The sequence below is a fragment of the Paenibacillus glycanilyticus NBRC 16618 genome (genome assembly GCF_004000805.1).
GTDB classification, from domain to species: Bacteria; Bacillota; Bacilli; order Paenibacillales; family Paenibacillaceae; genus Pristimantibacillus; species Pristimantibacillus glycanilyticus.
The window spans coordinates 1-12,833 of record NZ_BILY01000011.1 but is presented as its reverse complement, the minus strand read 5'-3'; the positions used below and the strand labels follow the sequence as shown (position 1 = coordinate 12,833).

The 12,833-nt window shown below is 50.9% G+C and carries 9 protein-coding genes and 1 riboswitch; of the genes, 7 read left to right on the top strand and 2 right to left on the bottom strand.

Translation table 11 applies throughout. The features are described 5' to 3' along the window. Positions 1-867 (top strand): urease accessory protein UreD, encoded by an 867-nt coding sequence (locus PGL01S_RS10905; protein ID WP_244935564.1) that lies wholly within the window; start codon positions 1-3, stop codon positions 865-867. Between the two features lie 70 nt (positions 868-937). Beyond that, complete coding sequence (locus tag PGL01S_RS10900; protein WP_127494430.1) at positions 938-1,399, top strand: MarR family winged helix-turn-helix transcriptional regulator; 462 nt, start codon at positions 938-940, stop codon at positions 1,397-1,399. Between the two features lie 66 nt (positions 1,400-1,465). Here the strand turns inward: PGL01S_RS10900 and PGL01S_RS10895 are convergent, their stop codons facing one another. Further along, positions 1,466-2,836: a hypothetical protein gene (locus PGL01S_RS10895; protein ID WP_127494428.1), complete on the bottom strand. Its 1,371-nt coding sequence runs from the start codon at positions 2,834-2,836 to the stop codon at positions 1,466-1,468. Between the two features lie 232 nt (positions 2,837-3,068). Here PGL01S_RS10895 and PGL01S_RS10890 point away from each other — a divergent pair, with 232 nt between their 5' ends. From PGL01S_RS10890 to queF, 5 genes are all read left to right on the top strand, one after another. Next, complete coding sequence (locus tag PGL01S_RS10890; protein WP_127494426.1) at positions 3,069-3,746, top strand: sulfite oxidase-like oxidoreductase; 678 nt, start codon at positions 3,069-3,071, stop codon at positions 3,744-3,746. A 74-nt stretch (positions 3,747-3,820) separates the two neighbouring features. Then, positions 3,821-3,864, top strand: a riboswitch (PreQ1 riboswitch). A 93-nt stretch (positions 3,865-3,957) separates the two neighbouring features. Next, positions 3,958-4,623, top strand: coding sequence for a 7-cyano-7-deazaguanine synthase QueC (gene queC, locus PGL01S_RS10885; protein WP_127494424.1), 666 nt, complete (start codon positions 3,958-3,960; stop codon positions 4,621-4,623). After that, entirely contained in the window at positions 4,620-5,063 is a 444-nt protein-coding gene (gene queD, locus PGL01S_RS10880; RefSeq protein WP_127494421.1) for a 6-carboxytetrahydropterin synthase QueD, read from the top strand. Before queC ends, queD begins: the two co-directional genes overlap by 4 nt. After that, positions 5,056-5,784 (top strand): 7-carboxy-7-deazaguanine synthase QueE, encoded by a 729-nt coding sequence (gene queE, locus PGL01S_RS10875; protein WP_127494419.1) that lies wholly within the window; start codon positions 5,056-5,058, stop codon positions 5,782-5,784. The genes queD and queE overlap by 8 nt, the downstream gene beginning before the upstream one ends. A 19-nt stretch (positions 5,785-5,803) precedes the next feature. Beyond that, entirely contained in the window at positions 5,804-6,301 is a 498-nt protein-coding gene (queF, locus tag PGL01S_RS10870; RefSeq protein WP_015845875.1) for a preQ(1) synthase, read from the top strand. 309 nt (positions 6,302-6,610) lie between these two features. Here the strand turns inward: queF and PGL01S_RS10865 are convergent, their stop codons facing one another. Beyond that, complete coding sequence (locus tag PGL01S_RS10865; protein WP_127494417.1) at positions 6,611-12,337, bottom strand: carboxypeptidase regulatory-like domain-containing protein; 5,727 nt, start codon at positions 12,335-12,337, stop codon at positions 6,611-6,613. Between the last annotated feature and the right edge of the window lie 496 nt (positions 12,338-12,833).

The window sequence follows — 12,833 nt, the reverse complement described above, 5'->3', positions numbered from 1 at the left end:
ATGGCTGCAGATTTACGGGAAGAGCGCGCGGTACGGAACTCTGTGCTGCGCGCTTCCTTTCATTTTACGGAAGGCGCGACACGGCTCTCGGATAAGTATCATACCTCGCCCATTAAGATCGCCAAGAGTTTTCCGCTTCAAGAGCAGTTGGCTGTAATCGTTATGGATTCTTCTCCCGGTCTGCTGGCCGGGGACCGGTACGAAATGGAATGGCAGGCGCATGACTTCTCGCATGCTTATATCACGACCCAGTCTTATATGAAGGTTCATCCCAGTCCGCTTGATGGCGGGGCGGTGGGGTCCTCGATTTGTCAGACCTTCCGGCTTGGTCCAGAAGCGGTTATTGAACATATGCCGGAGCCGGTTATGCTGTTTAAGGACGCCAGGCTGCGCAGCGAAACCAATGTCTATTTGGAATCCGGAGCCGTGTGGATGCAGGCGGATATTCTTTGTCCGGGACGTACGCTGCGCCAAGAGAAGTTCCAATACGGCGAATTTCGGAACAGCTTGTCCGTTTATTGCAAGGATGAGCTGATATTCGCCCAGCGGCAACGGATCGTGCCTAGCGAACATAAGCTTGCGGCTCCCGGCTGTTGGGAGGAGATGACGCATATGGCGACCTTTTGCCTGTTTACCGATCGATTAACGGCTTCGCAGATTGCGTCCATGAAAGAGCTTATTCAGGAACTGCCAGAATACGGCTCGCATCCGGTTGTGATTGGACTGTCCGACACGCACCGTTACGGTCTTGTCGCTGCAGCTGCGTCTACCGCGGCATGGCCGCTGCAAGAGGCTATGCGCTTTCTCTGGCAAGGCGCAAGGAAGATCGTACTCAGCAAAGAATCGGTTGGTTTGCTTAATTCTTAGGGCTGGACTTGGCTATGCGTTCAAAACACGGTATATTTATAGATATGAATGTATTAGCGAGGGTGGATGGATGAATCTGGATCAGGAGAAGCTTCTTAAACTAAGAGAGATGGATGACGTTTTCCGCAAGCTGCGCAGGCTGATTAACGCGGAATATAACCGGTTTAATGTTCACGGCCTTGGGATGACGGAAGGCAAGATGGTTATTATTCTTGCGCAGCATGGACCCCAGAAGGCATCTGCCATGGCAGAATGGCTTCGTATTACAAGCGGCGCCGTAACGGGAATTTCGGATCGCCTGATCGACCTGGGCTACGTGGAGCGTTCGCGGAGCGAGTACGACCGTCGTATCGTTATGCTAAGCGTAACCGACGAAGGCCGCAAGCTGGTGGATCATGTCATGGAAATGCGCGAGCGTATTATGCTTAAACTGTATGACGGCTTCGAGCTTGACGATATTGATAAAGCAACGGATATCTTCATCCGGATGGCAGCGAATCTGGATCCGAAGAGCGAAGCATCGGAAGAATAAATGATCATAAAAGGACTGTCCCACAGCCAGATGGCTATGGGACAGTCCTTATTTTTTACTATCGGATTATAGGGATTCGCCGTTCAGATAATTAAAGAATGGTTTGTCGACCCAAATCGGATAGGATTGGATGTCGAGGCCAGTGGCAAGTTTTTTGAATCCTTCCGCAATAGCGGCGGACGGCTCGTTTAACGAGAAGGATTGCGCGTAATAGTGGCCGGCTCCTGTAATTTTGTTGTTTGTGATTTGGATATAGTCATCCAGCTTGGTTGCGGAATAGTAGAGCGGCTGCCACCATGAGCTGGCGATAAGGCCGGTCTGGTCCTCGCTGTTTTTCTTTGCGTACTGCAGAATAACCGGCTGGAAGCGGGCTTTGTCCGCGGCATTCGCGAATTCGAATTTCAGATCGTATTCTTTGGCGTAAGCGATGTAATTGCCGTTCTCGATTTGGACGACCTTATAGTTCTCCGTTTGAACGGGCTCGCCCCACTCCTTCAAATAAATGAATGCGGAAGTTTTAGGCTCGAATTGTACTTTGGCGCGGATTCCTTCGCTGCGGAGCAAGCCGATCAGCTGAACCGCATGCTTCAGGTTATCGTGGCCGTATGTAAGAGTGAGCGAATCGACGAAGTTGGCGTCGAAACGGTTATCCTTCAGATTGTAGCCGGTAACGAGATTTTGCTTAAGGGCCGTATCCACTACCGTTTGGAGCTCAGGCGACTGAATGATATCGGAGGTGTTGTAGGCATCCGCCAGCTTGCCGTAGATATCGGCATCTGAAGTATAACCGATATAATGCTTATACTCTCCTTTAATGGAAAGAATCTGTACGAGAAGGGCTTCCGCCAGATCAGCCGATGCGGCTTTTCCTTTCACTTCTTTATAGAAGGAGGAAGGAAGCAGTCCGCTATGCACGGCAGCCGCAAGCTCTTGCGCGGCGGACAGGCTAAGTCCTGCAGGCGAGTAGCCGATTTGCTTCAGCGCGTCGGTTATTTTGCTTTGCGGGTAAGAATGGGCAAGCTCGGCCAGGCCGGCTGCTTTTACGGCGATATAAAGCGCGCTGGTTGCTTGGAGCGGCTTATCGGCCTCGATTTTTAGAGAAGTGATAATCCCCTGCTCATATAATGCCGCTGCGGATGAATAATAAGGACTGTCGGCTCCAAGATCGCTGAAGACCGGTTGGGATTTGGCAGTCCCGAGATGAAGCACCTTGGCTATCTGTTGAAGGAATTGTCCCTTAGTAACCGTTCCTTGCTGGAAAGCAATGCCGAATTTCTCTTGCAAGAACTGCTCGTATTCTGTTATAGATGTAGTAGAAGATTGCAAGACTGTTGGCGTTGCCGCAGCTTGGGCTGCGGACAGGGGCAGGGCGGCAGAGAAAAGAAGGGATAATGCCAGCGATCCGGAAAAGATCCATTTGTTCCGTACATTCATCATTCAAAACCTCCATTGAAATAAATAGAATAAATTAATTTGATTAATCCACTCGGAATTGTATGGAAATATTATCATTGTTACAAATTGGTGTCAATAGCCGAAAGGCGCAAGTCACGGTTTGCATGCTATAGTAGAATGGAAATACATAAGCTTAGGCTTACGAAGCAAGTATCATCGCGAACGGCCTACTCTCAGCTGTTAGGGTGATCATTCTTTTCAGGAGGCTAACAACATGAACACAAGCAAGAAAGCGGAACGTTTGAAGAAAGCTCCTTCACTCAAGGCGAATGTCGCTCCCGAGCTGGCTCATCGCGTGCCGCCCGGTCAGACAACGACGGACCGCTTCCCGATCCTGCATGAAGGGGAAGTGCCGGAGTACGATATGTCCACATGGACCTTGCGCGTATTTGGCGAAGTGGAAGAGGAAAAGGTGTTTACATACGAGCAATTGATGGCTCTTCCTCAGATAAAGCAGATGAACGATATTCATTGCGTTACCCGTTGGTCGAAGCTGGATACCGAATGGGAGGGCGTCCGATTCACGGATCTGATGAAGCTGGTTCAAGTGAATCCGGAAGCCAAATACGTCATGATCCACGCCGATCAGGACTACGAGACGAATCTTCCGCTTGAGGATCTGCTGCACGACAACATCCTGCTGGCGCATAGCTTCGACGGTGAACAGCTGACCGCCAAGCATGGCTGGCCGCTACGGCTGCTTGTTCCGCATTTGTATTTCTGGAAAAGCGCCAAGTGGATCAGGGGGATTGAATTCATGAAGGAAGACCGTCCGGGCTTCTGGGAAAGAAACGGCTTCCATAATTATGCCGATCCGTTCCGCGAGCAGCGTTTCTCCGGCGAAGATCTTGGCTTGCCGGAAGACGAATGGCATCACAAGGATTTCGATTAATTGGCATATAGCCGGATAACTAGAGATATGGTATAGTACGTAGGTACATTCGAATAAATGCTGGAGCGGAAGCTTCAGGAGAGGTTCGCGAACTCCCTCTATAAAAAACTAAGAACTGGAATCTATTCTGATTCCATTTTTTTCGTTTTGAGACATGTGTACAGGGTTTTGTTCGAAGGGTCTCTCCCTCATTTAAGGGAGGAGAAGGAAGATGAAAAAAGGAAAAGCGGTAGTCGTATTCAGCGGCGGGCAAGACAGCACAACCTGTCTGTTCTGGGCGCTGGAACGCTACGAAGAGGTAGAAGCGGTCACCTTCAACTACGGGCAGCGTCATGCGCTCGAGCTGGAATGCGCCGCGCAGATTGCCGAAGAGCTAGGGGTAAGGCATCATGTGCTTGACATGTCGCTGCTAGGTCAGCTGACACCTAACGCTCTTACCCGCTCGGATATCGAGATCGAGCATCAGGAAGGCGGCTTGCCGACTACGTTTGTAGACGGCCGGAATTTATTGTTCCTGTCCTTTGCGGCGGTGCTTGCGAAGCAGATCGGAGCAAGAGCGATCGTAACCGGCGTATGCGAGACGGATTTCAGCGGTTATCCGGATTGCCGGGATATTTTTATCAAATCGCTTAATGTAACGCTTAATTTGTCGATGGACTACCCGTTTGTGATCGAGACGCCTCTGATGTGGCTGGATAAAGCCGAGACATGGGAGCTGGCTGACCAGCTTGGCGCTTTTGAATATGTACGGACCAAGACATTAACCTGCTATAACGGCGTAATTGCGGATGGATGCGGAGAATGCCCGGCCTGCAAGCTACGGAGCCAGGGGCTGAACCGTTACTTAGCCTCCAAAGAGGAGGGGAAAGCGGAATGATTCAGCAAATTTATCCAAGCGTCCAGCATTCCTTTCAATATGAATTAAACAAAGACATGCAGTTTGCCGCAGCGCATTCCATTCCTGCCGAGGAAGCGGGACATTGCGCGCGCGTGCACGGGCATACGTATTTCGCTAACGTGACGATTGCCGGCGATGTGCTGGATTCGTCCGGATTTCTGGTGAATTTCGCAGCGGTGAAGAAGCTTATTCATAACCGCTTTGACCATACGTATTTGAATGATCATACAGACGTATTTGACAACAACGACCCGAACCGTTTTCCAACCACTGAGGTTGTCGCCCGAACGATTTACGAGATTGTCCAAGCTTTTCTCGACGAAATGCCGAATAAGGCGACCTGCGTACAGGTTTTCCTGAGAGAGACGCCGACCAGCTACTGCATTTACCGTCCGAAGAAGGCGGCAAGCCATGGCTGAGAAACGTATTCCGGTCATGGAAATATTCGGGCCAACCGTGCAGGGCGAAGGAATGGTTATCGGGCAAAAGACGATGTTTGTCCGTACCGCAGGCTGCGATTACTCCTGCTCGTGGTGCGATTCCGCATTTACATGGGACGGAACGGGGAAAGACGATATCCGCATGCTGACCGCAGGCGAGATTGTAGGCGAGCTCCGGGAGCTCGGAGGGAATACCTTCTCCCATGTGACCTTGTCGGGCGGCAATCCGGCCTTGCTGAAAAATGCGGATGAGCTGGTGGAAGCCCTTCATCGCGACGGCGTTCGCGTTGCGGTTGAGACGCAAGGCAGCCGTTGGCAGGATTGGCTGCTTGCTATTGATGAGCTGACACTGTCGCCGAAGCCGCCAAGCTCCGGCATGACGACGAATTGGGAAGTGCTTGACGAAATCGTTGAAAAGCTTTCAGGTGGAAGTAATCCTTTCAGCTTGAAGGTTGTTGTCTTTGATGAACAGGATTTGGCTTATGCCGCCAAGGTGCATAACCGTTACCCGAACGTCACTTTTTTTGTGCAGATGGGCAATGACGATCTGATCGAAGGAGATAACGGGAAGCTGGCGGCCAAGCTGATTGAACGCTATGAATGGCTTATTGACCAAGTTATGAAACGCGAAGATATGACGAACGTGAGAGTGCTTCCGCAGCTACATGCCCTGGTATGGGGCAACAAACGCGGTGTTTAGGAAGAAGGGAGACAATTCAATGTCTGGAAGAAACGAAGAGGAATTGCAAGGAATCAGCCTGCTGGGCAATCAGGGAACACGTTATCCGATGGAATATTCGCCCGCGGTGCTGGAGGCTTTCGATAATAAACATCCTTACCGGGATTATTTCGTGAAGTTTAACTGTCCGGAATTCACGAGCCTGTGCCCAATGACGGGCCAGCCGGATTTCGCGACGATTTATATTTCCTATATTCCCGATGTAAAAATGGTCGAGAGCAAGTCGCTCAAGTTGTACCTGTTCAGCTTCCGCAACCATGGCGATTTCCATGAGGACTGCATGAACATTATTATGAACGACCTGATCGAGCTGATGCAGCCTCGTTATATCGAAGTATGGGGCAAGTTCACGCCGCGCGGCGGCATTTCGATCGATCCGTATTGCAACTATGGCAAGCCGGGTACCAAATACGAGCAAATGGCCGAGCAGCGGCTGTTTAATCATGATATGTATCCGGAGAAAGTAGATAATCGATAATCGGAGGCTAGTTGGGGAGGGGATGAGTATCTCATGAGGAGATGTATCTCCTTCCGGCCCACCGAAGCAGGATGCTTATTATGAGGTAGTGCAGCAGAAAGGACCACGGATTAACTTCCGTGGTCCTTCTTTTTTGTTCCCCTCCATTAACCGAGTGAGGGAGCATTTTGAATGATTCTGGAGAAACGGTAGTGTTCGCCTTTGCCCCCGAATTTCAACCGCTAAAGCGGTTTGGAATGAAGAAATTCGGGGGCAACAGCGATCGGAAGAACATTCAAATGCGCAGGAACCGCTGGTTAATTTCTCTAGCTATTCCTCTTCTTCGTCAATAAGAGTGATATCCAAGATTGTTGTTTGACCGTCGAGGATCGTTGGCATGCGTACCGCGGTTTGCTTGCCCGGGAAGGAAAATTCCGCTGTTGGCATGCCTGCCGCAATATTGGAGAAGGCGTATTGACCGCTGCTGTTACTGATGATTTGCCGGATCAATTCACGGTTGGCCGTATTAATCTCGGCGAGCGCCAAATCCAGCGGGTTGCCCGAAGTATCTCTGATCGTGCCGCGAAGCGTTCCGAATGCTGCGCTTAGCGTAAGGTCTGCTCTTGAAATAGTGGTTGCATTAGTCGTCAGCGAAGTTGCTGCAGAGCCGTACGAAGGCGCAGTTCCCGTAACGTTGTACGTGCCTGGCGGAACAGGGTTTGTCGTGTAAGAACCATTAAGATCCGTAATGGCGGTTTGAACCGCTATTTTCGTCGAAGCATCCAATACATGAACAACGGAACCTGGTATTGGAGCGGCATCGACATTGCTCGTGACGATACCCGTTATAGGGAAAGATTGGCCAACTGCCGATATGGCAACGTTAGCGGTTTGTGTCTGGCCGAGCTGCTCCGGAATGGCCGTTGTTGAAGTACCCGCGGATGGCTGGCTTACCACAATGGTCTGCTCGCCGGCCGGAATGCTAGGCATAACGTATTCGCCGTTGCTGTCAGTTATTCCGTTGCCTCCGGTTACGCCGTTGTTATCGACGATGGTGACGGAGGTGTTCGGGAGCGGCTGGCGTCCCGGACCGGTAGTTACCGTACCGCCGACTCCGGTTTTTATTTGAGCAAGCGCAAAAGTGACGATCGTTGTCTCCCCCCGGTTAACAAGGGTAGAGGATTGCTGGGTCGTAAATCCTTGCAGCGAAGCAGTTAAGGCGTAATTGCTGGCGGCTACTTCGCCAAGATCGAATTGACCGTTATTGTCGGTTAACAACGTAGAAAGAGGCGGCCCGAAGTTGTTGTATTGAAGCAATTGGACCGTAACGCCGGCTAGCGGTGCACCGGTTTGCTTATTTATCGCGCTGCCTATTAACCGTCCAGGTAATGGTTGCAGGGCAAAGCTGTAGCGGGTAGTCTCGCCTGAAGCTATAGTAAATCCGCCAAACTCGGCAGCGTATCCGGGTGCATTGGCGATTGCTTTATAGCTGCCCGGAGCTAATGCCGGGAATGCGTATTCTCCGCCGTTATCGCTAAGAACGGTACCGACCACTGCGCCTGTAGAAGCGTCGGTTATCCGGATTTCAGCTCCCGCTACGTTGGCTCCATTGGTCAAATCGCTGACGAAGCCTGCGACTGCGCCCGGAAGCGGGGTAAGCTGCAGACCCGTAACGGAAGTTTGGCCGCTTCGCGTGACAACGGCCGATACTCCGGTCCCGAAGCCGGATGCCACAGCCGAGATGACAAAGTTGCCTGCAGGGACGCCCGAAATCGTGAAGCTGCCCGTATCATCGGTAAAGACCGTATCAACGGGAAGTCCGTCAATATCGGTAAGAATGATAAGGCCGCCGCTAATTGGAGCTGAGGTGGCGCTATTTTTAACCGTCCCGATTACTGTCGCGGTCTGCGGTGTTAGTTGAATCTGTACGGAGGTTGTAGTGCCTGCTCTAACCGTAAGGCCGATGGTTTCCGTCTCGAAGAAAGGAGAAGATACCGAAAGGACATATTCACCCGCCGATACGCCGTTAATGAGAAAGGTTCCGTCTACCTCGACGAATATAGTCTCAATCAAGGTGCCGTCTTTGGAGTAGAGCTTTATTCTTGTATCGTTTGCTCCGATTGGATGGCCAGCCGTATCGGTTACCGTACCGCTAATTACGCCGAATAATGGACTTAATGCCAGGTTTGCCAAAGAGAATCCGTTGCTTTCGACGGATGTTCCGAGTACGCCGGTTGCAAAATGATTGGCTTTGGCAATAACGGTATACGAACCGGGCTGCAGGCCGCTTATTTGGAAATTGCCGAATGGCGTTGTGGTTGCGGAGGCAATCGAGAGGCCGGTAGCCTCGCCAAGCCGGATTTCGACGCTTGCGCCAGGTATTACTAACCCTGTTGACTGATCGGTGATTTGTCCGCTAAGTGTGCCCGGGTCCGGCGTAAGCACGAAGTTAACTCCGTTTACGATTTCGCCGGGGTCCACAAATGCGCCTTGTACCTGGGTGCTGAAGTTTGGAGCGGATGCAATGACTGTTTTAGTCCCAGCAGGTATTGCATCAATGACATAGCTGCCGTCTCCTTGCGTCGGACCGATTCCGCGTACGGATTCATTGCTGTTTAGTACTTTCACGACAGCTGTCGGAATCGGATTGCCCGCAGGATCAATGACAGTGCCGGATATTTGACCGGGGTTAGGCGAGAGATTAATCGTTACATGGGTCGTCTGTCCGCTAAGAATGGAAGCTCCTGCAGCTTGAGAGGAGTAGCCCATGGCAATCGCCGTCACATAATATGAGCCTATTTTTTCCCCGATAAAAGTAAAGGTACCGTCTGGCCGTGTGAAGACGGAAGATATAAGAATGTTATTATTGTTGAACAATTGAACGACTGCGCCGCCTATGGCCGGCGAGACTTCTCCTGCCAAGGTGCCGGGATTTGGCTGAAGGGTAAAATTGATTGGTGAAATGGAGTTGGAATGAACGATGCCTCCCAGCACTTCTCCCTCGTAATTCAGAGCGTGAACGGCTACCGTGTAGCTGCCCGGAGGCAGGCCGTCGAATTGGTATCCGCTTTTTGTATCCGCAATTAATGAAGCAACGAGAAAGTTATTGCTGTCGGTGAGGGTTACGGCTACGCCTAATATGGTTGTGCCGGTGACCGCATCCGTAATTTGTCCGGCGATGCTTCCCGGATCCGGGTAAAGAACCAACTGGACATTGGCAGTCTGATCCGACGTAACGCCCAGAGTAGCGGATGCCGTTTGGAAATCGGCGGCAGATGCCAGAATGGTATAAATACTTGGAGTAAGGGTGCTGACCAGGAAATGTCCGTCCGAATCGGAGAAAATAGTAGCGATAACAACGCCTGTTCCCGACAGCATCTTGATCGCGACAGCCGCTCCTGCTACAGGCACACCGTTTGAATCAACAACGGTTCCCATAACGGAGCCGGGGTTTGGCTCAAGCACGAAGTTGAGAACCGAGCGGGTGTCCGCCACAACGGCAACGCTTTGGAAAGTGCTTTGATAAGGGGTGGCAGCCGCAGTTACGAGATACTGCAATGGCAGTAAATTTTCGATCAGATAAGTGCCGTCCGTTTGGGTCACAAAGCGGGTAAGAAGCAAGCCGCCTCCAGCAACGTTGACATTAAGCGAGATGATCGCGCCGGCAATAGGATTGCCCGCAGCGTTTGTTACCGTACCTGTAAGCGAACCCTGAATAGGGAATAGAATAAAATTTTCGGTGGTCGTCTGGCCTGGATTGACCGTTACGCTAAAGGATTGACCGCCGTACCCGTCAGCCCTAATGGTGACAAAATAAACGCCGGGAGCCAAATTCCCGATATCATAAGACCCGTCTTCCAGAGTGGCTACTCTGACCACGATAATATTATTTAAAAAGACCCGGATAATCGCGTCTTGAACGGATGCCCCCGTTACTGAATCCGTAACCCGTCCGCTGATTGCGCCGGCAAGCTGCTCAAGCCCGACATTAAGCGTTGTTGTAGAAGCGGCTTTTATCATGGCGCCAATCGTCTGGCCGGCATAACCTTCCTCGGCGATGACTATGGAATAGGAGCCTGGCGCAAGCGAAGGAATCGTATAGCTTCCGTCTGCAGCCGTGGAAGTGGTTTGAAGCGTGATGCCTTCCGAGGTAAAGACCCGGATGCTTGTTCCTGCTAGCGGTGCCCCCGTTACGGCATCTGTAATGGTACCGGACAGTGCTCCAGCGACGGGCGATAACGCGGCGTTAACGGTTTTGGTTTGTCCTGCGGCTATAGAAAAACCGATAACTTGCGCCACGAAAGTATCTGCGGATAATCGAAGCCTGTCATTTGTAGCGGGAGACAGCGAGGCAATCGTATAATTGCCCGAGGCATCGGTGGTAGTGGAGGCCAATATGCTGTTGCGATTATCGAGAGCTTCAACCAGCACGCCGGGTAATGGTGTTCCTGTCTGTGCGTTTGTGACTGCTCCGGTGATCGTTCCCGGATTCGGCGCTAACGCGGCATTTAATAGCCGGTTTTCAGCAACCGATAAGGTAACGGGAAAGTCTTGTGCCTGATATTGATCGGCGGAAAAGCTAACCCGGTAGTACCCGGGAGTCAATCCGTTTACGACGTAAGAACCTGCGGCGTTCGTAACAGTCTGGGTTGTCAGCACGCCAATCGAATCCGTAACACTCACAACCGCGCCGGCAATTGGACCGCCGGTGCCCGAAGCCGTTATCGTACCTTGGACGACAGCCGGAATCGGTACAAGAGTGATGTTTACGGTTTGAACGGCTCCAGCGACAACGGTTGCTGCTGCCGCAGCGGTTTGATAGCCATTCAAGCTGAAGGAAAGATTGTAGTTTCCGGCAGAAAGCTGGGGAAGGCCGTATATGCCTCCGCCATTTGAAGTAGTCTGACCGGTATTTGTGCCTGCGGGTACAGCCGTGGCTTGGACGTTTACCCCGGTAAGCGGCAAGCCGGTAGACTTGTCGATGATTGTACCGGTTACCCCGCCAAGAGCGACAACGGATACCGCAGCCGAGGATGCTGGCGTATTGATAGTGCCGCCGGTAAAGCTGTCGACTGCGGTGACCGTTTTGGAATCAACCGTTCTGGAGCCAGCCGCATTGAATTGGACGGAAGCTTGATAGGTCAGCGTAGCTGCCGCTCCTGCGGCCAAGTTGCCGATGTACCAGGTTAATGTATTTGCTGTAATATTGTATGCTGTAGTACCTTGCGTTTTTTGCGAGACGGATAATGAAATGGTCTTATCGAACAAGAATGGCGCCTGGAGAAAAATCGTAGTTGCCTGGCTTCTTCCCGTATTTGCAACGTTTATTGTTCCCGTGAAGTTTGAGCTCTGGCCGGCGACGACAGGGGAAACGGAAGGAAGTACGGTTTGCGTGACGGTCAGCTTCGCCCGCACGTCTCCACCGGCAACGGTAACCGGATCGCAGAATAATGTGCTTAAGGTTTGGCCGACTCCAATAAAGTCTTTATTGAAGTTGTTATTGTTCGTTGCTGTAAAAAACAAGAACCGAATGGAAGTCTGAGCGGAAATGCCAAGGAGGGAGAATAACGTTTGTGCGGGAACAAAGAAATCGATAAAATAATTGGTTGCGCTGCCTAGCTGGGAGCCGTCATCAGCGGGCTGGGCTCTTGCGATATCGAAATTGCAAATCGCTTCGTTGAAGCTTGGCTTACCTTTGCCGTCGGTTCCTTCCGCCTGGTCGGTTATCAGATTTGGCAGCTTGACGGTGTTTACGATCAGCTGTACCTCGTTGTCTAATCCGTTTACGACGAGTTCCCATTCGTAAGTAGCCGGGTTGTTGTCGGTGTCGAACAATACGCCCCAAGCGAAATTGCGGAAGCTCGTTTTGAACCTGGGGTCCGTGTTTAGACGTATGCGAAAATAAACGTTGGTTCCGTCATACGCATAATAAGCAGCGGGAAACTGGGAGTCTCCAACAATGTCTGTTTCATCCGGGTTAACATCACGGACAGGATCAACTACGTTTATATTGTTCTGTTTCAAGGGAACGAATTGCGAACTGCTTGGAAAGGGCATCCTCAGGCTTAACCTCCATTAATGTAAGGGTTTATTTCGGAAGATGATACTATTTCCATGTATATGAAGTCCGCCCTTAATGGAAGCAAGTACGACTTGTAAAAAAAAAGCAGAGATCTTTGCGCATAGATCTCTGCTTTTTTAATTAGTGGTTGTTGCCGGAGGAATTGCCTTTCTTATCGGAAGACTTGGTTTGCGTGTTTTTATTCGCATGACCTTGCTGCTTGGACATTTGGTTCACCTCCTGCGAGCAATGCTTTGTGGGCTGTTAACGGCCAACGGCGTTATTTTACGCAGTTTTTTGTTTTTTACGAATCATCAATCCTTCCGTGTTTCGCCAGGAGAAGCCGTGTTGGACATGCTTCAATATTTTGGAATGAATAAAATTTTATAAAAATGCTTGCACTTGAATTAGAATCCATGGTATATTCTTATTCCGGCCGCGAGAGACAAGCGGTTCGGACGAAAAGCTGAATATCATTGAGTAAATTCGATG